This is a genomic window from Mycolicibacterium brumae, assembly GCF_025215495.1.
Taxonomy (GTDB): domain Bacteria; phylum Actinomycetota; class Actinomycetes; order Mycobacteriales; family Mycobacteriaceae; genus Mycobacterium; species Mycobacterium brumae.
Map to the genome: position 1 here is coordinate 3,610,314 of NZ_CP104302.1, position 20,887 is coordinate 3,631,200.

The 20,887-nt window shown below is 70.3% G+C and carries 15 protein-coding genes; 7 read left to right on the forward strand and 8 right to left on the reverse strand.

The annotated features are described in order from the left end of the window. Window positions 1-3: 3 nt before the first annotated feature. Genes L2Z93_RS17660 through dnaK form a run of 4 tightly spaced genes read right to left on the reverse strand, consistent with a single transcriptional unit; the run spans window position 4 to window position 4,118 of the window. The gene (locus L2Z93_RS17660; protein ID WP_260575461.1) at window positions 4-390 is read right to left on the reverse strand and encodes a heat shock protein transcriptional repressor HspR; all 387 of its coding nucleotides are present in this window, start codon (window positions 388-390) and stop codon (window positions 4-6) included. A 6-nt stretch (window positions 391-396) separates the two neighbouring features. Beyond that, the gene (gene dnaJ, locus L2Z93_RS17665; protein ID WP_090588730.1) at window positions 397-1,593 is read right to left on the reverse strand and encodes a molecular chaperone DnaJ; all 1,197 of its coding nucleotides are present in this window, start codon (window positions 1,591-1,593) and stop codon (window positions 397-399) included. A gap of 45 nt (window positions 1,594-1,638) precedes the next feature. Further along, window positions 1,639-2,259 carry a nucleotide exchange factor GrpE gene (gene grpE / locus L2Z93_RS17670; protein WP_090588731.1) on the reverse strand — a complete coding sequence of 207 codons (621 nt, stop codon included), beginning with the start codon at window positions 2,257-2,259 and terminating at the stop codon, window positions 1,639-1,641. After that, window positions 2,256-4,118 carry a molecular chaperone DnaK gene (gene dnaK / locus L2Z93_RS17675; protein ID WP_090588732.1) on the reverse strand — a complete coding sequence of 621 codons (1,863 nt, stop codon included), beginning with the start codon at window positions 4,116-4,118 and terminating at the stop codon, window positions 2,256-2,258. The genes grpE and dnaK overlap by 4 nt, the downstream gene beginning before the upstream one ends. A gap of 493 nt (window positions 4,119-4,611) precedes the next feature. Between dnaK and L2Z93_RS17680 the strand changes: the two genes are divergently transcribed. From L2Z93_RS17680 to L2Z93_RS17690, 3 genes are all read left to right on the forward strand, one after another. Then, entirely contained in the window at window positions 4,612-5,169 is a 558-nt protein-coding gene (locus tag L2Z93_RS17680; RefSeq protein ID WP_370745870.1) for a hypothetical protein, read from the forward strand. A gap of 10 nt (window positions 5,170-5,179) precedes the next feature. Further along, a complete protein-coding gene (locus L2Z93_RS17685) occupies window positions 5,180-6,112 on the forward strand; it encodes an LLM class F420-dependent oxidoreductase (RefSeq protein WP_090588733.1) in 933 nt (310 codons plus the stop codon). Window positions 6,113-6,413: 301 nt separating this feature from the next. After that, window positions 6,414-7,010 (forward strand): hypothetical protein, encoded by a 597-nt coding sequence (locus L2Z93_RS17690; protein WP_090588734.1) that lies wholly within the window; start codon window positions 6,414-6,416, stop codon window positions 7,008-7,010. 50 nt (window positions 7,011-7,060) lie between these two features. On the opposite strand, the gene L2Z93_RS17695 is transcribed toward L2Z93_RS17690, so the two are convergent. Beyond that, window positions 7,061-8,539 carry a dynamin family protein gene (locus L2Z93_RS17695; RefSeq protein WP_090588735.1) on the reverse strand — a complete coding sequence of 493 codons (1,479 nt, stop codon included), beginning with the start codon at window positions 8,537-8,539 and terminating at the stop codon, window positions 7,061-7,063. A 55-nt stretch (window positions 8,540-8,594) separates the two neighbouring features. Between L2Z93_RS17695 and L2Z93_RS17700 the strand changes: the two genes are divergently transcribed. After that, window positions 8,595-9,056, forward strand: coding sequence for a hypothetical protein (locus tag L2Z93_RS17700; RefSeq protein WP_090588736.1), 462 nt, complete (start codon window positions 8,595-8,597; stop codon window positions 9,054-9,056). Here the strand turns inward: L2Z93_RS17700 and L2Z93_RS17705 are convergent. The 3 genes from L2Z93_RS17705 to L2Z93_RS17715 form a co-directional block, all read right to left on the reverse strand. Further along, window positions 9,040-10,887, reverse strand: a complete 1,848-nt coding sequence (locus L2Z93_RS17705) for a dynamin-like GTPase family protein (protein WP_162561900.1) — start codon at window positions 10,885-10,887, stop codon at window positions 9,040-9,042. The genes L2Z93_RS17700 and L2Z93_RS17705 overlap by 17 nt on opposite strands. 89 nt (window positions 10,888-10,976) lie before the next feature. After that, entirely contained in the window at window positions 10,977-12,158 is a 1,182-nt protein-coding gene (locus L2Z93_RS17710; RefSeq protein ID WP_099541237.1) for an IniB N-terminal domain-containing protein, read from the reverse strand. 281 nt (window positions 12,159-12,439) lie between these two features. Further along, window positions 12,440-13,012 carry an Rv0340 family IniB-related protein gene (locus tag L2Z93_RS17715; RefSeq protein ID WP_090588737.1) on the reverse strand — a complete coding sequence of 191 codons (573 nt, stop codon included), beginning with the start codon at window positions 13,010-13,012 and terminating at the stop codon, window positions 12,440-12,442. A 173-nt stretch (window positions 13,013-13,185) separates the two neighbouring features. Between L2Z93_RS17715 and L2Z93_RS17720 the strand changes: the two genes are divergently transcribed. The 3 genes from L2Z93_RS17720 (at window position 13,186) to L2Z93_RS17730 (ending at window position 20,752) form a co-directional block, all read left to right on the forward strand. Then, window positions 13,186-15,159 carry an Hsp70 family protein gene (locus L2Z93_RS17720; RefSeq protein ID WP_090588738.1) on the forward strand — a complete coding sequence of 658 codons (1,974 nt, stop codon included), beginning with the start codon at window positions 13,186-13,188 and terminating at the stop codon, window positions 15,157-15,159. Further along, entirely contained in the window at window positions 15,160-17,487 is a 2,328-nt protein-coding gene (gene iniR / locus L2Z93_RS17725) for an isoniazid response ATPase/transcriptional regulator IniR (protein ID WP_234786101.1), read from the forward strand. Between the two features lie 214 nt (window positions 17,488-17,701). Continuing rightward, a complete protein-coding gene (locus L2Z93_RS17730) occupies window positions 17,702-20,752 on the forward strand; it encodes a (Fe-S)-binding protein (RefSeq protein ID WP_090588739.1) in 3,051 nt (1,016 codons plus the stop codon). Window positions 20,753-20,887: the final 135 nt, after the last annotated feature.

Consider the following 20,887-nt stretch of genomic DNA (forward strand, 5'->3'; position numbering starts at 1 on the left):
TTCTCAGTTGGGGCGCTGTCCCCGGTTTCGGGGTTGCCACACAACCAACGCCGTGCCCGGGGCTGGCCGCTGTCGGCCGGCCCGGGCGGCGTCGATCTCCGCGGACATCTCACGCACCCGGTTCTGCAGCGCCTCAACCTGATTGGTGAGTTCGATGATCCGCTTGATGCCGGCCAGGTTGACGCCTTCGTCCTGCGACAGCCGCTGCACCTCGCGCAGCAGCTCCACGTCGCGCTCCGAATAGCGCCGGCCTCCACCGGAACTGCGCTGCGGGCTGACCAGCCCGAGCCGGTCGTAGGTGCGCAGCGTCTGGGCGTGCATTCCGGCCAGTTCGGCCGCGACCGAGATCAGGAACGTCCGCCCCTGATCACGCGGTTCCGACGTGTTCACCGGACATCACATCCTGTTCCCAGCCCATCCGGCTCGCGGATCGAATCCGCTGGCCTTCTCGGCTGCCGCATAGGCTTGCATCGCTTCCAGCGCGTCACCCTCCAGATTGGACGGCACCGCGACCTTGACGGTGACCAGCAGGTCGCCGCTGCCGCCGCTGCGCTTGGGCACACCGCGACCGCGAACCCGCAGGATCCGGCCGTCGGCGGTGCCCTTGGGCACCCGGACGCCGACCTTTCCGTCCAGCGTCGGCACCGAAAGCGTTGTGCCCAAAGCCAGTTCGGTGAAGCTGACGGGGATAGTCAGCGTCAGGTCGTCGCCGTTGCGGCTGAAGACCTTGTCCGGGCGGACGTGCACGGTGACGTACAGGTCACCCGACGGGGCGCCCCGCAGGCCGGCTTCGCCCTGTCCGGCGAGCCGGATCCGCTGGCCGTCCTCGACCCCCGGTGGGATCCGGACATTGATGGTCCGGGTCCGGGTGGTCTGTCCGCTGCCCTTGCACTCGTCGCACGGGTGCTCGATGATCGACCCGCTGCCACGGCATTCCGCGCAGGGTTCGGAGAACCCGAACGCGCCCTGGTTGCGGTTGATCACTCCGGATCCGTTGCAGCCCGGGCAGACCTTGGGGCTGGTGCCCGGCCGGGCGCCGCTGCCGTGGCAGTTGGTGCACGGCGCGGGGCTGGTCAGCCGCAACGGCATCGCCACCCCCTTGGCGGCTTCCAGGAAGTCCAGTTCGGTTTCGGTTTCCAGGTCCTTGCCGCGCCGGGGCCGGCTGGGCCGGGGCTGGGAACCGCGACCGAACAGGCCGCCGAACAGGTCGCCGATGTTCGCCCCGCCGGACTGGCCGGCGGCGTTGAACAGGTCACCGAGGTCGAAATCGGCTCCGTCGCCGCTGAATCCGCCGAAGTTGCCGCCCTGGCCGGCGCCACCGGGGGCGCCGAAGCGGCGGCCGAAGCCACCGCCACCGGCGAAGAGCCGACGGGTCTCGTCGTACTCCTTGCGCTTGGCCGGGTCGGACAGCACATCCTTGGCTTCCGAAGCTGCCTTGTACTTCTCCTCGGCGGCGTTGTTGCCCGGATTTCGGTCCGGATGGTTCTCCGCGAGGATCTTGCGGGCAGCCCGTTTGATCTCGTCCTGGCTGGCGTCGGAGGAGACGCCCAGCTCCTTGTAGAAGTCCTTCTCAACCCATTCACGCTGGGCCACTGCGCATCACCTCCTCGCCGTCGTTGCTGATAATTTCTGTCTCACTTACGAATTCGAGGGCGATCCCTCGCCCGGTCCGGGGTCGGAGTCGCCGGCCGCCCGCTCGGCGGCGTCGACGACGGCGACCATGGCGTGGCGCAGCAGCTGCTCGCCGAGCTTGTAGCCCTTGCGCATGACGGTTCCGAGCACCGGGGCCGAGCCGTCACCGGAATGCTGCACGGCCTCGTGCACCTCCGGGTCGAACTCGTCGCCCTCCTCGCCGAACGAGCTCAACCCCAGCCCCAGCAGGGTGGTGGCCAGCTTGTCCGCGACGGCCTTCAGCGGACCCGTTTCCAGGTCGCCGTGGGCGCGGGCGCGCTCCAGGTCGTCGAGCACCGGCAGCAGTTGCGCCACCACACCGGCCTTGGCCCGGTCGATGGCGGCCTGCTGATCGCGCAGGGACCGCTTGCGGTAGTTGGCGAAGTCCGCCTGCACCCGTTGCAGATCGGCCAGCAGTTCGGCTGCCGGGTCCGGCGCGTCCGCTACCGGGTCCTCAGCCGCGGACGCCTCCGGCGCCGGCCCACTGGGGGCCGGGCCGGAAGCCGTCTCGCGAGGAGCCCCGGTCTCGGGGTCGATGCGCCGTTTGTCGGTGATGGTCACCGGCTCGTGCGAATCGTTCTCACTCACTTGTTCTCCTGGTCATCCTCGACAACCTCGGCGTCGACAACGTCGTCGGCCTGCGGGCCGGCCTGCGCGTCGGCGCTGGAGCCGCCGGCGGCCTGCTCGGCCTGGGCGGCCTCGTAGATCGCCTGGCCCAGGGCCTGACCCTGCTCGCCGAGCTTCTCCATCGCGGACTTGATCGCCGCGATGTCGGTTCCCGCCAGCGCGGACTTGGCGTCGGCGATGGCCGACTCGACGTTGCTCAGCGTGTCCGCCGGAACCTTCGATCCGCCCTCGGCTTCACGCTGCTCCTTGACGAACTTCTCCGTCTGGTAGACCAGCGACTCGGCCTGGTTTCGGACGTCGGCCTCTTCGCGGCGCTGACGGTCTTCCTCGGCGTGCGCCTCGGCGTCCTTGACCATCCGGTCGATCTCCTCCTTGGACAGGCCGGAGCCTTCCTGGATCTTGATCGTGTTCTCCTTGCCGGTGCCCTTGTCCTTGGCGGTCACGTGCACGATGCCGTTGGCGTCGATGTCGAAGGTGACCTCGATCTGCGGGACACCGCGCGGGGCCGGCGGGATGCCGGTCAGCTCGAAGGAGCCGAGCAGCTTGTTGTGCGCCGCGATCTCGCGCTCGCCCTGGAAGACCTGGATCTGCACCGACGGCTGGTTGTCGTCGGCGGTGGTGAAGGTCTCACTGCGCTTGGTCGGGATGGTGGTGTTGCGCTCGATCAGCTTGGTCATCACGCCGCCCTTGGTCTCGATGCCGAGGCTCAGCGGGGTGACGTCAAGCAGCAGAACGTCTTTCACCTCACCCTTGAGCACGCCGGCCTGCAGCGCGGCGCCCATGGCGACGACCTCGTCGGGGTTGACGCCCTTGTTGGGCTCCCGGCCGCCGGTCAGTTCCTTGACCAGCTCGGTGACCGCGGGCATCCGGGTGGAGCCGCCGACCAGCACCACGTGGTCGATGTCGCCGACGGCGATGCCGGCGTCCTTGACCACCTGCTGGAACGGGCTGCGGGTGCGATCGAGCAGATCCTGGGTGATCTTCTGGAACTCGGCGCGGGTCAGCTGCTCGTCGAGGAACAGCGGGTTCTTGTCCGCGTCGACGGTGATGTAGGGCAGGTTGATCGACGTGCTCTGCGAGGAGCTCAGTTCGATCTTGGCCTTCTCGGCGGCTTCACGCAGCCGCTGCATGGCCATCTTGTCCTTGGTCAGGTCGATGCCGGCGCTGGACTTGAACTTGTCGACCAGCCACTCGACGATCCGGTCGTCCCAGTCGTCGCCACCGAGGTGGTTGTCACCGGAGGTGGCGCGCACCTCGACGACACCGTCGCCGATCTCCAGCAGGGACACGTCGAAGGTGCCGCCGCCGAGGTCGAAGACCAGGATGGTCTGTTCCTTGCTGCCCTTGTCCAGGCCGTAGGCCAGCGCGGCCGCGGTCGGCTCGTTGACGATCCGCAGCACGTTGAGGCCGGCGATCTGGCCGGCTTCCTTGGTGGCCTGACGCTGAGCGTCGTTGAAGTACGCGGGCACGGTGATGACCGCGTCGGTGATGTCCTCACCCAGGTAGCCCTCGGCGTCGCGCTTGAGCTTCATCAGCACTCGGGCGCTGATCTCCTGAGCGGTGTAGTTCTTGCCATCGATCTCGATGGACCAGTCGGTGCCCATGTGCCGCTTGACCGAACGGATGGTCCGGTCGACGTTGGTCACCGCCTGGTTCTTGGCGGGCTGGCCGACGAGCACCTCGCCGTTGCGCGCGAACGCGACGACCGACGGGGTGGTCCGGGAGCCCTCGGAGTTCGTGACGACGACGGGGTCGCCACCCTCCAGAACCGAGACGACGGAGTTGGTGGTCCCGAGGTCGATGCCGACCGCACGAGCCATAGTTACTGCCTCCTGAATAGCTTTACTGGATCTGAGTGAACCGCGCTCAAGACTGCTCCCGCCGGGCGGCGGTTGTCAACCCTAGTTGAGTCTGTCTCACTCAAGTTTGTCGAACTGTGCAACGGGCGGCGTCTGGAATTCATTCCCGACCACCGAGGAAAGACCGGCGTGGGGCCGTGCACGCGCCCCGGAACCTCCCCATTCGGGGCTATTCGAGGTCATTCGGGGGCATTCCCATCCTGCGTGCGCTCAGATCGCACTTTTGACTGAAACCACGATCTAGCAGCACACACAATGGCGAGGCCCTGCCTGAGCGCACACTCAACGGCGCGCCTGGGCGCGGGGCGGGGCGAGCCGGTCCGTGAGTTGCGTCACCATGACTCAACTCTAAGCACCTCACGACTTGATAAACAACACCCGTCGCACCTGTCACTGCCGTCACGGCCCCGGTAGCGTGGCGAGGAACCTCCAAGGAGCGATTCAGGTGCGCACAATCAAGTCCCGGCTGGCGGTGACGGGCGCGCTGCTGGCGGTTTTGGCCCTGGCGGCGTGCAGCACGGTCATCGACGGCGATCCGAGCTGCCCGGGCTGCGGCTCCTACACCGAGCCCGAAGGCCCGACGCCGTCCCCGACGGCCGAGGCGCCCACCGCGGCGCCGGCGCCCACCCCCGTCGAACCCGCGCCCGGGCCCACCGGTCCGGCGCCGAGCGGGGAGAACCTGCCCGCAGACGCCCAGGGCCTGGTCTACATCGAGACGAAGTCCGGCAAGACCCGCTGCCAACTCAGCTCGGCCACCGTGGGTTGTGAGTCGGCCTTCGACAACGCCCCGGAGATCAACGGCTACCCGGCCAACGGTGTCAGCGTGAACAGCGCCGGGACCCTCGAGTGGATCCAGGGCAATCTCGGCGCCATCCCCACCGTCGCCCTCGACTACGCCACCTACCAGGCCGTCGGCTGGACCATCGTCGCCGACGCCAACGGCACCCGGTTCACCAACAACGGCACCGGCCACGGCATGTTCGTCGCAACCCAGGGCGTGGAATCGTTCTAACCTGGCGGGCATGGACTTCCGGGTATTCGTCGAACCGCAGCAGGGCGCCAGCTACTCCGACCAACTCGCCGTCGCCCAAGCCGCCGAATCCCTGGGCTATTCGGCGTTCTTCCGCTCCGATCACTACCTGGCGATGAGCGGCGACGGGCTGCCCGGGCCCACCGACTCCTGGGTCACCCTGGGCGCGTTGGCCCGGGAGACCAGCACCATCCGGCTCGGCACCATGGTCACCTCGGCGACCTTCCGGCACCCCGGAGTGTTGGCCATCTCAGTTGCGCAGGTCGACGAAATGAGTGGCGGCCGAGTCGATTTCGGGATCGGCGCGGGATGGTTCGAGAAGGAGCACGCCGCCTACGCGATCCCGTTCCCGCCGCTGGGCGAACGCTTCGACCGGCTCGGCGAGCAGTTGGACATCCTGACCGGGCTGTGGGGCGCCCGGGACGGCGAGACCTTCAGCTACTCCGGCGCGCATTACTCGGTGGTCGACTCCCCCGGGTTGCCCAAACCCGCGCAGCGTCCGCACCCGCCGATCATCATGGGCGGCAAGGGCCCCAAGCGGACGCCCGCGCTGGCGGCCCGATTCGCCGACGAGTTCAACATCCCGTTCGACACCCTGGAGGTGATCACCGCGCAGTTCGCCCGGGTCGCCGACGCGGTGGCCGCCGCCGGCCGGACACCGGAGTCGATGACCTACTCGGCCTGTTTCGTGGTGGCCGCCGGCCGCGACGACGCCGAAGTGGCCCGCCGCGGCGACGCGATCGGCCGCGAAGTCGACGAGCTGCGAGCCAACACGCCACTGGTGGGCACGCCGAACGAGATCGTCGACCGGCTGGGGCCGTTCATCGAGGCCGGGGTTTCTCGGGTCTACCTGCAGGTGCTGGACCTCGCCGACCTGGACCACCTCGAGCTCTTCGCCGACGGGGTTTCCTCTCAGTTCCGCTGAACCCGCGACGCCAGTGACCCCAGGACGACCGCGACAGCCGATTCGGCAACGCCAGTGACCTCAGGACGACTTCCGAACGCGCCAGTGACTGGGGGCCGATTCACGGCCCGTTTTCCGCCCTGTGGTTACCCGCGACGTCGGGTTCCGTCCTGACGTCACTGACGATGCGATGAGGCGGCCATTCGCCGTCCACCAGTCACTGGCGAACACCCGCGAATGCTCCCGGCCGCCCGCTGGTCACTGTTGTGCGGCAATCCTGCGGTTCCCGGGATCCCCCGCCCGCCGGGTTAGGATCGGGTTCGTGGCCAACGGAACCCCCGAAGATCCCTATAACGATCCCACTCAGGCGGCGAACTACGGGTACAACGACCCGACGCGGGCCCAGGACTACGGCGCCACCGAGAATTTCGGCGGCTATCAGGACCCCGGCGCGGCCGAACCGGCCCCGGAGCCCGAGCCCCGCTGGTTCAACAAGCCCGGCGTGCTGATCGCGATCGGCGCGATCTCGGCGATCATTCTGGGCCTCTGCGTGTACGCGATCGTGTCGCTGATGAGCTCGCCGGCCTCACATGAGAAGAACGACCGGATCACCCCGATCGCCCCGGCCACCTCCACCTCGGTGACCACCACCCCGTCGACGACGAGCGTCTCGCCGTCGCCCACGACGACCACCGAGGAAACGACGACCACCGAAGAGACCACGACCGAAGAAACCACCACCACCGAAGAGACCACGACCACCACCGAGGAAACGACGACGACGGAGGAGACCACCTCCTCGGAGACGTCCACCACGACGACGGCGCCCACCACGACGACCACCACGTCGGTCAGCGTGCCGCCCGGCGGTTTCCCGGCCGAGGAGCCGCCCGCCGACGGGGACCACGGCGGGCACTGAGCCCACGGCGGACACTAAGCCAGCGACGGACACTGAGCCAGCGACGCGCGTCAGCGACGCGCGTAGCCGGCGACCAGCGCCTCGGCGCTGCGCACCGCCGCCCGGCAGGCCCGGGTGGTGAACGGGTCGTTGAGCGGGTGCTCGGCGCGGCGACGCCAGCGCTGGGCCGCGGCGAACGCGGCACGCGGCCCGTCGTGCAGATCTGACGGCGCCAGGCCGAGCCGGCTGGCCGCGTCGGTCCCCGATCCGCCGATGATCCGGCGCAGTGAGGCCACCTCGTCGTCGTTCAGAGTGGTTGCGCGGGAGCGCAGTTGGCTCAACAGCCGCAGTTCCTCGAAGGCGTGGGTGTCGGCCAGCAGCGGGTCGATGTCGGCGATCACCAGCGGGGTCGCGCGAATCGGGTTGTCCGACACCACCCGTCGCAGCGACAGCAGCGCGGTGTGCGCCTTGAGCAGTTCCGAACGCTGCGCGAACTGCTGGTCGATCACGTTGCGCAGCGCCGTCAACCCGCTGCGCTCCAACAGCTCGTCGGCCAGCGCCACCGAATCCGAGACACCTGAGGACAGCAGGGTGATCGAGATCCGGATGCCGAACATGCCGAATCGCTCCAGCAGCGCGGCGCGGGTGGGTGCGTCGACCGGAATCGAATCATCCTCGCGGACAAAGCGATCCACGCTCAGCATGGCTTTGTTCAGCACCGCGGGGTCCATCGCCGCCAGCTTCTGCAGCGCGGTGAACTCGCTCTGGCGCAGCGTCCGCGCCGTCAGCGCCAACAGCCCGGACACCGGGACCACGGCCTGGCAGATGCCGGTCTTCTCCATCTCGGCTGTGAACCGGGTGGCCACCTCGCGGGCGGACAGCATGGCGTCGATGCGCCCGGCGCCGATCTCGTCGGCGCGGGAGGCCACCCCGATGACGCCGAGCGCGCCGGCCGAGCCGCCAACGAGTTCGCCGATCTGCTGCAGCAGCGCGATGTCGGCGGCGTTGAGGGTGCGCAGCAGGAACACCACCGCGTCCACCCGGGGCACGCCGTCGGTCGGCACCAGCAGCCGCAGGGTCCGCTCGGAGACGTCGCGGGACAGCGAGGAGGTGCCCGGGGTGTCGATGATGGTCGCGCCGACGAGTTCGGACGCCGGCCACTCCACGTCGAGCAGGGCGACCTGTTCGGCGTCCAGCGCGGCGAAGTCGAACGTCAGGCCGTCGGCGCGGACGATGGGCACGTTGCGCCGGCCACCCCGATAGTCCACCGCGGTGACCTTCGGGGTGGGGCCGTGCCGGAACCAGGTCACGATGCGGGTGGCTTCGGTGGCGTCGGTGGGCGCGATGTTCTCCCCCACCAGCGCGTTCACCAGGGTGGACTTGCCCGCTTTGAGGCTGCCGGCCAGCGCGATCCGGATCGGCTGGTTGAGCTGCCAGCCGATCCGGTTGAGCTGGTCGAACACGTCAGCTCGCTGCCGGTAGGCCGGTTCGCCCTGGTAGGCGCTGATTGTTGCGGCCAAAATGGCGCGCACCTGGTCGCTGGTGCTCATTGCACGAGCGAGTTTACGGCTCCGATCGTCACGCAACCACGTAGCATCGGCCGTCGTGACCGACGACCCGCAACCCTGGCACCGCACGAAGGCCGCGGTGTACGCCGCGGGCGGCCTCGGGCTGATCCTGGTCGTCGCGCTATTCGTGCTGGTGGTGCGGATGTCGGGCCAGTGGGAATCACCCGACGACAACGTCAAGCCGCCGGAGTTCGGCCGGATGACCGCGAACCTGCCCAGCTCCAGCGAGTCGCTGCTGACCAGCACGGAGTCGACCACCAGTTACACCACCGCGCCGATCTCCACCACGGAGATCGGCCTGGAGACCGGCGATCCGGCCGACCCGAGCGGCGCCGACGTCTCGGGAACCAGTGCATCCGGTGAGCCCGACGAGGACGCCCCGACGACGGCGACCACCCGCCCCCGCGGCGCCGAGGCCGACGACGAGGAATCCGAGATCACCACGACGCGCAAGCGGGCTCGCTACAACGAGACTCGGATTCTCACTCCCGGCCCGTAGCGCTCGGCGGCGCGGTCAGCTTGGCGATGTTCTCGTTGACCTGCCGCAGGATGTCGGCCTGGCGTTCGAGTTCCCGGACCCGCCCGGAACGCTCGTTCTCCTGCAGCCGGGCGGCGGCCACCGCGGCTTGCAGCGACTCGTTCAGCGACCGGGTCGCCTGGTTGGCGATCTCCCGGTAGTGGTCGCGCAGTTGGCGCTGGATGGCCTTGAGCCGGTCCCGGGACTCCTTGCCCACCACGAACGCCACATCGTCGGCGAACTTGCGCAGGTTGGCCTTGGCTTCGCCGCGGACCCGGGACATCCGGGCCTCCATCTCTTCGCGGTAGGCCTTGCGGCCGAGCAGCAGGCCCGCGCCGAGTGACAGCGGGTTGAACATGCCCAGCCCCGCCATCGAGGTGAGCATGCCGAACATCAACACGCCGCCGTAGGAGCCGCGCATGCTGGTCACCGCCTTGTGCGAGATCCCGACGGGTTTGGAGTCCATCCGGGCGATGGCGCGCAGCCCGTCGAACCCGGCGCCCATCGCGGCGGCGCTGACCTCGGGCAGGTCCACGGCGTCCATCCCGGCCTCGATGAAGGTGCGCGCCACCTCGGCGGCCAGCGCCTCGGCGCGCTGAAACGCCCAGACGAAGTTGTCGCCGACCGCGGTGGCGATGGCGTCTTCGGCCTCGGAGCCGATCTCGGCCCAGTGCAGGGTGGGGTCGCAGGAGTTCACCACGGATTCGGCGTGGTCGATGATGGCGCGGAACCGGGCCCGCAGGTCGTGGTCGACGTCGGCGGTCAGGTCGGTGATGCCGTCGTTGAGCACCTGCTGCCACAGCGCGGTGTGCGCCAGCGCGTCGGAGGCCTCCTGTTTGCGCCGTTCCAGGTCCTCGGTGAGCCGGCGGACGTCGTCGGGATCGTTGATGGCCGACAGCTCGGAGTTCACCGCGACGCCGAGATGCTCCGCGGCCGCGGAGATCTCGGCGAGCACGTGCTCGCGCACCCGGTCGTTCTCCCGGCCGAGCACCTTCTCGGACAGGAACGCGACCAGCGCCGGGAAGTTGGACTCGTTGTTGAGTTCGGCGTCGTTGGTGGCGACCGCGTGGCCGCGCAGCAGGGATGACACCGGAATGACCGGCAGGTTCAGTCCGCCGCGCTGCAGGTGCGCGACGTCGGCGGCGACGATCGCGCGCCAGTGCGGGTACAGGTCGGTTTTGGTGGCGACCACCGCGCCCAGCGGGCAGATCTCGTGAGCTTGGCGGATGAACCGCAGCTCCGGTTCGGTGAACTCCTGGCTGGTGTCGGAGATCATCAGCATGGCGTCGGCGTCGGGCAGCAGGCCCAGGGTGGCCGACAGGTGCGGTTGGCCGTGCCCGCCGACACCGGGGGTGTCGATGAAGGTCAGCCCGCCCCGCAGCAGTGGGCTGGGGGCGCCGACCTCCACCCGCAGCACCTCGCGGCCGCGGGCCTGTGGTGCCCGGCGCAGGTCGTGGCGGATCTCCTCGACCCCGATCGGGATGACCTCGGGTTCGGTCTGGCCGGGGTCCGGGGCGACCACCAGTTGCGCCGACGGCTGCTCGGCGTGGCTGACGACGGTGATCAGCGCGGTGGTCTCGTCGTCGCCGACGCGGGCCACCGGCAGGTTCAGCAGCGAGTTGAGCAGTTGGCTCTTGCCCTGCTTGAGCTGGCCGGCAATCACCACCCGAACCTGCGGGTCGGTGATCCGTTCCTTGGCCACCTGGAGCCGGGCGCGCAGGTCGCCGCGGTCGTAGAGCTCGGCGATCCGGGCGGTGTGGTCGATCAGCTCGACGATCACCCGCACCCGGCGCGGATCCTCCGGTTGAGTCACAGCGCACGCCTTTCTGACGGTGTTGGTCCCACGGTAGGCGCGGAAGCGGCGGGGACCGGGTAGGTCCCCGCCGCATCAGCGTGATCGGGTCAGAAGCCCAGCAGCCCGTGGTGGCCCGGAGCGGTCACCGCAGCCTGGTTGTCGACGGTGGTGTCGGCGCCGAACACCGACTCGCCGCCACTGTTGCCGAACAGCGAGTGGTCGCCGGTGGTCCCGAACATCGACTCCCCGCCGCTGTTGCCCAGCAGGCTCTGGCTGCCGGAGTTGCTCAACAGCGAGTGGTTGTCGTTGTCGACCAGGGTGTGGTTGCTGGTGTTGCCGGTGTAGTTGACGTTGTCGGAGTTGTCGTTGACCAACGTGGTGGTGCGGGTCTCGGTGACGGTGTGCGACTGCGAGCTGCTGCTCGAGTTGCCGGTGTCCTTGGTGATCACCGTGATGCCGCCGCCGCCCGCGTCGCCGCCGTCGGTCCGGTTGCCGATGCCGACGTCCAGCAGACCGCCGGACCCACCGCCGGCATGCCCACCGTTGCCGCCGCTGGCGTCGACGTCCTGGAAGACCGGGGCGTCGTTGTCGCGGATCACCGAACCGCTGCCGGTGTTGGTGGTGGAGCCGACGTTGGTGACGGTGCCCTCACCCTGGTTGACGGTGGCGCCCGACCCGGCGACCACGTCGCCGTTGGTGACGCTGTTTCCGTCGCCCAGGACCGCGCCGTCGCCGCTGACGATGTCGCCGCGGTTCTCGCCACCGACCACCACGCCGCCGTTGGAGGCGGTGTTGCTGGTCTTGTCGCCGAGGGTGATGTCACCGAAGCCCAGGTTGAACCCGCCCTGCTGGGAGTTGGCCCCCGAGCTCTGCACCGGGCTCATGATGGGCGTCTGGTTGTGGCTCATCAGGTCGGTGCGGTTGTTGCTGGCCAGGTCGGTGTCCGGGGCGAAGGTGTTCTGCGGGGCCCAGCTCGGCGACAGCAGGCTCGGCGAGGCGATGCTCGGCGAGTAGTCGTAGCCCTGGGAGTAGCTCGGCGCGTAATGCGACGAGTACGGGGTGTAGTCGTTGTAGCCGTAGTTGTTGGCGACCGCGCGCTGCAGTCCGGCGACCGGGTCGCTGCCCAGCGCCAGGCCCGGCATCGCGGTGCTGGCCACCGCGGTCAGCTGAGCCGGGGTGATGCCGGACAGGCCGGCGTCGCGCATGGCCTGCTCGGGGGCGAGGACGAACTGCTGGGCGGCGTTCTGGTTGCGGAAGAGGTTGAGCAGCCAGTCGACGAGAGTAAGCATCTGAGGTGCCTTTCGGTCATCCGCCGGCGGTTCCGGCGATCTGAAATACACGTTAGAACCGCGGAAAGCGCCCGGAAACGGGGTTTGATCCCGTTCCCCCAAAGCCTCCCTAGGGGCTTTAATCCCCTATGCATTAGGGGATTAGGGGGATAACTCGGGACGACGTGACGATCCCGGAATTCGCAGTGTTCACGCAGTTCAAGGGGCAAAAACGAACCCGCCCGGCCGCTCTTTCAGCAGCCGGGCGGTCGTAACGCGGGGGATTCCCGCGTATCAGGTCGTCAATTGAAGAAGTCGAGCCCCGTATGCCCCGGGTCGACATGATGGGCGTCCGCGGCCGGGTGCGCCCAATCCGAGGCGGTCCCGAACGTCGGGTCCGGCGCATGGTCGACGGACTCCTCGGCCCACACCGGTGCTGCGTCCGCGACCTGGGAGAACGCGTCCGGAAGCGTGGCGGCCAGGCCGGAGTCGACGGCCGGCGCCTCGATCGCCGGACCGCTGTCGATGACGCCGGCGGCGGCATCGTGCACGGCGGGCAGGTCGAACCCGGAGGCGCCCGGCGCGACGGCGTCGAACGCCTCGAACGCGGCGTGCGCGGCGCCCGAGGACCAGATGTTGCCGATCGTCAGATCCAGGCCCGTGGCGCCGGGCGCGGAGATCAGGTCGGGGCCGACTCCGGGCGTGGACATGGCCACCGACTCCGTCACCATCGGCAGCAGATTATTGACATCCGCGCTGGTCACACCGGCAAGGTGGGCGTTGGCGATGACCTGGTCGGGGTTGGCTGCGTACTGCGCGGCGGCCGCGGGGTCTCGGACCAGTCCCATGACGAAGTCCAGGAGTTCGTTTGCCATCTGCAGCGCTCCCTGTCTACCGAGTGCCCGCCGGATTCAGCGGTTCCTGGCAGCAATGTTAGGCAGCGCGGGCCAATCCGGGATCGGGCGCCGGCCCGCCCCCGAGACTATCCCCCTAGGGGATATCGGATTAGGGGATTGCCGGTTGTTAGGGGGACCACTACCGTGTGTGCATGGACTCATTGGGCCTTTCCCTCGGGACGACGAACATGGTGGCCGTGCGCAACGGCGCCGCTCCCCTGCGCCGACGATCGGTGCTGACGGTGTTTGCGCACCGGCCCGCCGAGGTGGGCCTGCCGGCGGAGAATCCGCAGCTGTCCGAATCGGGTCTGGTGCTGTGGGGCTTCGCCGATCGGGTCGGCGACCCGGTGCCGATGGTCGCCCCGGACGGCTCGTCGCACCGGTCCGAGCAGGTCGCCGCCGAGGCGTTGGCCGCATTGGCCCGCGCGGCCGGCGCCGGAACCGGCGCGCCGCAGAATGTCACCATCGCCCATCCCGGCCACTGGGGACCCAACGCGGTCGCCGCGCTGCGCACGGCGCTGCGCGGCCAGCCCGCGCTGAACTCCGACGGGGCGCCGCCGGAGCTGATCCCGGACACCACCGCCGCGCTGACCGCGCTGAGCAACGGCCCCGGGCTACCCGGCCAGGGAGTGGTGCTGCTGGCCGACTTCGGCGGCGCCGGGACCACCGTCGCGCTGGCCGACGCGGGCGCGGGGTTGCGGCCGGTCGGTGAGCCGCTGCGCTACCACGAACTCTCCGGCGACCTGATCGACCAGGCGCTGCTCAATCACGTGCTGGCCGGCCTGACTCCGGTCGGCCAGGGCGAGACCGGTGGCACCGCCGCGGTCGGCGCGCTGGGCCGGCTGCGCAACCAGTGCCGGGCGGCCAAAGAGCAGCTGTCGACCGACACCGTCGCGGTGATCCCCGCCGAGCACCAGGGCACGACCACCGACGTGCGGGTGACCCGCGCGGAACTGGAGAGCCTGATCGGCGGGCCGCTGGGCGGCCTGCTCAACGCGATCGGCGACCTGCTGGAACGCAATCGGGTGCCGGCGGCCAGGTTGTCCGCGGTGGCGACGGTCGGCGGCGGCGCGGCCATCCCGCTGCTGACCCAGCGGCTTTCCGAGGAACTGCGGGTTCCCGTGGTCACCCTCCCCGAACCCGCGGCGGCAGCTGCCGTCGGCGCCGCGCTGGTCTCCGAACGCGGCGCCGCCCCGGACGCGATGACCGGGATGGCCGCCATGCCGGGCGCGGCGGCCGGGCTGCCCACCGGACTGGCCCCCGCGGTCGACGATCCGTACGCCCCCACCGGAATGGCCCCGGCCGCCCCGGACTCCCCGACCGGATTGGCGCCGGCGGCGCCGGACTCCCCCACCGGGATGGCCCCGGCGTCCTGGACCAGCCAGGAGGACCCGGGCGCCCCGGACGCCACCTCGCGCGGGCTGGCCTGGTCCGAGGGCGTCCACGGCGAAGAGGAACCGGTGCCCTACACCGGCGCGGAGTACACCGCGGGCGCGGCGCGGCCCTCGGTGGAGTTCGACGCCGAGACAGAGAAGTACGACCCGGCCCCCGCAATCCCCTGGTACAAGCGTCCTCCGGTGTTGTTCGGCATCGCCGCGGTGGCCGCGATCGCGTCCGTGGGCGGGTTGGCGCTCACCCTGTCCGGCGACACCGACTCCGGGCCGGTGACCACCACCATCACACTGCCCAACGGAGAGGTCATCACCACCGCGTTGCCGCCGTCGTCGAGCGCGGTGGTCACCTACACCGGCGAGAACGGCGAGGTCACCAGTTCGATGGTGCCGCCGCCGACGACCACCGAACCGACCACCACCTCGGAAACCACCACCGAGCAGACGACGACCACCGAAGAGACCACCACGACCGAAGAGACCACGACCACCACCGAACCGACCACCACGACGCGGACCACCACCACCCAACCGACCACCACCCAACCGACCACCACGCAGCCCACGACGACCCGGCCGCCGACCACGACCCAGCCGCCGACGACCACGCAGCCACCGACGCAGCCACCCACCACCGAGGTGCCCGACACCGGTGGGGGTGACACCGGCGGTGGCGACACCGGCGGCGGCGACACGGGCGGTGGCGGCGACACCGGTGGCGACACGGGCGAGTAGGTGAGCGATCGATCCGGCGGCGGGGGGCCGGATGCGACGGCCGAACTTCCCGCCGTCGTCACGGCGGCGCTGGGCAAGGCCTCCGACGTCCCGGTCAAGCTGGTGATCGCCGGTGGCATCGACGCCGGTAAGAGCGCCGCGGCCGCCGCGGTCCGGGACACCCTGCGCGACGCGGGCCTGGACGTCCGAACCCGGCCCGACCCGGACGCGCCGTCCGGCGCGGCGTTCGTGGTCGATGACGCCGATCAACTCACCGACACCGAACTGGCCGCGCTGACCAGTCTGGCCGCCGACCCGGCGCGCACCGTGGTGGTCGCGGTGGCGCCGCGGCTGCATCATCGCCGGCTGCGGGAGCTGACCACGACGCTGGAGCGTGAACGGCCCCGGCTGCGACTCCCGGCCCGCCGCTGGACGGACCCGGTCCGGCTGGCGTCCCGGCTGCGCGGACTGGACGACGAACTGGCCGACACGCTGACGGTGCTCTCGCTGGACGACGCGCTGGGACCCGCGGATGTCGCTGCCGCCCTGGGCATTCCGCTGGATTCGGCTCGCGACCTGGTGGACCGCGGATATGCCACCGGGCTGCTGGATCCGGCGGCCCCGGGACGGGACGTGCTGCATGACGCGGCTAGCCGAGCCGTCGGCGCGCTGCGCCACCACGAGCTGGAGACCGCGCTGCTGGACTCGCAGTTGGAGATGGGCACCCTGACCGTCTCGTTGGCGGTGACGCTGGCCGAACACGGCGTCCGCGACGCGCGGTTGGCCGACCGGCTCGCCGAATCGGGCCGCGGCGCGGATCCGGTCGAGGCGGCTCGCTGCTATCGCGCGGCGCTGTCCGCCGGGGCCGGCGACGCCGACCCGCTGCCGTTCGCCGACGCCCTGGCGCTGGCCGGTGACTGCGCAGCGGCCACCCGAATCGCCGACGACCTGCTGGGCGACTCCGATCCGGGCGTGCGCGCGGCTGCGGTCCGCATCGCGGCCAGCACTGCGTGTCACGACGGGAACACCGCGCACGCCGCCGAACTGTTCGGCTGGCTGGCCGACCAACCCGCGCCACACCCCGAGGCCGAGACGGTGTCCGCCGCCACCGTGGTGGCGATGGCCGTCGGCGATCTGCCGGCCGCCCGCGCCGCCCTGCGGGCCGAGCCGTCGGGGCCGCCGACGTCAAGCGCGCGCCGCGCCCGCAATCTCGCCGAGGGCCTGCTGATGACCATCGACGAGCCCTACGGCGCGGCCATCGGCAGACTCAGTCAGGCCGTCGGCGGGCCGACCGAGGTCGCGATGCCCGACGACCCGGCGGCGCTGGCCGCGCTGACCGCGCTGCACGCCGGCGACCCGGCACGGGCCGCCGTCCTGGTCGGGCGCGACGCCGGACACAACCGATTGTTCGAGAACCGGCGGCTGCTGCTGGCGGCGTGGACACAGCTGCTCGACGGCCAGGTGACCGCCGCGGCCGCGGGCGCCGCGGCCGTCGGCGCCGACCCGCATCCCCGCGACGCGCTGTGGCTGGCCGCGCTGCAGACCGGGATCGCCCGTCGCGCGGGTGACGCGGGCGCGCTGCATCGGCATTGGCACGCCGGGATGGCGGTGCTCACCGAATACTGTCCCGACCTGTACTCGCTGCTGCCGCTGGGCGAGTTGTGGGTGGCCGCGGCGCGGCTGCGGCAGGCCGACCGGCTACGGCACCCGCTGCAGCGCGCCTTCGCGGTGCTGTCCGGTCTGGGCAATCCACCGGCGTGGTCGCTGCCGCTGCACTGGGCCGGGGTGCACGCCGCGATTCTGGCCGGCACGCCGGATTCGATGACCCCGCACGCCGCGGCGCTGTCGGCGGCGGCCGCGCACAGCGACTTCGCCCGGGCGCTGGCCGCCGGCGGCCGGGCCTGGCTGCGGGTGCTGGCCGGCCAGGTGGAGGCGGCCGAGGTGTCGGCCGCCGCCCGCGGGCTGGCGCAGTTCGGTCTGACCTGGGACGCGACCCGGCTGGCCGGCCAAGCGGCGCTCGGCGCCACCGACCCGCGGGTGTCGGCGGCGATGCTGGCGCTGGCCCGCGACCTGAAGCTCACCGTGGGCGCCGACGACCCCGCGCCGGCGGAAGCCGATCAGCCCGCCGCCCGCCCGCCGGCAGCCCGAGGCGCGGTGCTCTCCGACCGGGAGCGCGAGGTCGCGGAGTTGCTGCTGTTGGGCATGCCGTACCGAGACATCGGCGCGCAATTGTTCATTTCCGCCAAAACCGTCGAGCATCATGTGGCCCGGATCCGGCGGCGCCTGGACGCCGGGTCGCGCAGCGAGATGCTGTCCATGCTCCGCTCGATGCTCGCCCCGCAAACCTGATTTCGGGCGGCCGAGTCCGCGGCTTTCGTCCGTTCGAATCGTCGCGTGAACCGCCGGCGATTTATTGAGACGCAGGTCACCCCGGGACCGAAGTTAGGTAATCCTCGGTAGCGCAGGCAAACCGCAAAGTGTCACTATGAGCTGACAGAAGCTAAGTTACCCGTCGGTAACCACGCTCAAGTTACCCACGGGTAACTATGAATGGAGGCGCTCCATGGATCTCGAACATCTCGAGCACACGTTGTTCTGGGTGCGACTGGTTCTCGCTCTCGTCGCCACCGCCGTGGTGCTGGTGTTCGCCGCCAAGCGGGTGCTGTGGCTCACCAAGCTGATCAGCTCCGGCCAGCCCGTCAAGGACGAGAAGGGCCGCAAGAACGAGTTCGTCCGCCGCATGATCAACCAGAACAAGGAAGTCTTCGCTCAGACGAAGCTCCTCAAGTGGTCGATCCCCGGCATCGCGCACTTCTTCACCATGTGGGGCTTCTTCGTCCTCGCGACGGTGTATCTCGAGGCCTACGGCGTGCTGTTCAACCCCGAGTTCCACATCCCGCTCATCGGGCGCTGGCCGGCGCTGGGCTTCCTGCAGGACTTCTTCGCCCTCGCCGTGCTGGTCGGCATCATCGTGTTCGCGATCATCCGGATCCGGAAGAACCCCGAGGAACTCGGCCGCGAATCCCGGTTCTACGGCTCGCACAACGGCGGCGCCTGGACCATCCTGATCATGATCTTCCTGGTCATCGCGACCTACGCGGTGTTCCGCGGCGCGGCGGTCAACGTGCTCGGCGCCGACTTCCCGTACCAGTCCGGCGCCTTCTTCTCCGACGCGATGGCCAAGCTGCTCGCGCCGCTCGGCGAGACCGCCAACGTCTGGCTGGAGACCGGCGCGCTGATGGCCCACCTGGGCGTCATGCTGGCGTTCCTGCTGATCGTGCTGCATTCCAAGCATCTGCACATCGGCCTGGCCCCGATCAACGTCACCTTCAAGCGACTGCCCGACGGCCTGGGCCCGCTGCTGCCGATGGAGTACCAGGGCGAGCTGATCGACTTCGAGGACCCCGCCGAGGACGCAGTGTTCGGCCGCGGCAAGATCGAGGACTTCACCTGGAAGGGCAACCTCGACATGGCCACCTGCACCGAGTGCGGGCGTTGCCAGTCCCAGTGCCCGGCGTGGAACACCGGCAAGCCGCTGTCGCCGAAGCTGGTCATGATGAACCTGCGCGACCACCTGTTCGCCAAGGCGCCCTACATCATCGAGGGCAAGCCGATGCCGCCGGAGGACTCCGTCGACTTCGCCCATGACTCGTTCGAGCACGGCCACGGTGTGCCCGAGGACGGCTTCATCCGGATCGCGGGCTCCGGCGCGGGCCAGGCGCTGCGGCCGCTGGTCGGGACTGCCGAGCAGGGCGGCGTCATCGACCCCGACGTGCTGTGGAGCTGCACCAACTGCGGCGCCTGCGTCGAGCAGTGCCCGGTGGACATCGAGCACATCGACCACATCGTCGATATGCGCCGCTACCAGGTGATGGTCGAGTCGGAGTTCCCCTCCGAGCTGGGTGTGCTGTTCCGCAACCTGGAGAACAAGGGCAACCCGTGGGGCCAGAACGCCAAGGAGCGCACCGCCTGGATCGACGAGCTCGACTTCGACATCCCGGTCTACGGCCAGGACGTCGAGTCCTTCGAGGGCTTCGAGTACCTGTTCTGGGTCGGCTGCGCCGGGGCGTATGAGGACCGCGCGAAGAAGACCACCAAGGCCGTCGCCGAACTGCTGGCCGCCGCGGGCGTGAAGTTCCTGGTGCTGGGCGCCGGGGAGACCTGCACCGGAGACTCGGCCCGCCGCGCCGGCAACGAATTCCTGTTCCAGCAACTCGCCGGACAGAACGTGGAGACCCTCAACGAACTGTTCGAGGGGGTGGAGACCCCGCACCGCAAGATCGTCACCACCTGCCCGCACTGCTTCAACACCGTCGGCCGGGAGTACCGCCAGCTGGGCGCGGAATACACCGTGCTGCACCACACCCAGCTGCTGAACAAGCTGGTCCGGGACAAGTTGCTGGTGCCGGTGAGCCCGGTCAGCCAGGAGATCACCTACCACGATCCGTGCTTCCTGGGCCGGCACAACAAGGTCTACGAACCGCCGCGTGAGCTGGTCGAGTCCTCCGGCGCGAAGCTGGTCGAGATGCCGCGGAACAAGGACCGCGGCTTCTGCTGCGGCGCCGGCGGCGCCCGGATGTGGATGGAAGAGCACATCGGCAAGCGGGTGAACACCTCGCGCACCGAAGAGGCCATCGACACCGGCGCTTCGCAGATCGCCACCGGCTGCCCGTTCTGCCGGGTGATGATCACCGACGGCGTCGACGAGGTGGCCGCCGACCGGCAGATCGAAAAGGTCGAGGTGCTCGACGTGGCCCAGCTGCTGCTGGGTTCGCTGGATATGTCCACGGTGACGCTGCCCCCCAAGGGCGCCGCCGCCGAGGAGGCCGCCGCCCGCGAGGCCGCCAAGCCGAAGCCCGAGCCCGAGGTGGTCATCGAGGAGCCCGCCGTCGAAGAGGTCGAGGAGGCTGCGCCCGCAGCCGCCGAGGCGCCCAAGGCCGCCGCTCCGGTCAAGGGTCTGGGGATGGCCGGTGGGGCAAAGCGTCCCGGCGCGAAGAAGGCTGCGGCGGCCCCCGCCGCAGCCGCCCCGGCGCCCTCGGCTTCGGACGCCCCGGCCGCGCCCGCGGCCCCGACCAAGGGCCTCGGCATGGCTGCCGGCGCCCGCCGCCCCGGCGCCAAGAAGCCCGCGGCCGCAGCACCCGCCACTCCGGCCGCTGATGCCGCTCCGGCTGCCGCTGCCGAACCGTCGGCGCCCGCGGCTCCGGTCAAGGGCCTGGGGCTGGCCGCCGGCGCCCGGCGACCGGGCGCGAAGAAGGCCACAGCGCCTGCTGCGGCTCCGGCCGCCGCCGAGCCTGCCGCAGCTGAGCCTGCCGCCACCGAGGCTCCGGCTGCCGAGGCCCCGGCCACGGCCGAACCCACTGCGCCCGCCGAACCGGCCAAGCCCGTCGTCGGGCTCGGGCTGGCCGCCGGCGCGCGTCGACCCGGCGCGAAGAAGGTCGCAGCGCCTGCTGCGGCTCCGGCCGCCGCCGAGCCTGCCGCAGCTGATCCTGCCGCCACCGAGGCTCCGGCTGCCGAAGCCCCGGCTACGGCCGAACCCACTGCGCCCGCCGAACCGGCCAAGCCCGTCGTCGGGCTCGGGCTGGCCCCCGGCGCGCGGCGGCCCGGCAAGCGTTAAGCCAACTGCAACAGCCCAGAAAGGGCGGGCGGGTTCACACCCGCCCGCCCTTTTGGGTTTTCGGGGCCGTGGTGTCGCTCGCGCAACCTCGCCTGTGACGGTGCGGCGGGCGATCGGCGATTTTCCGCCGCACGG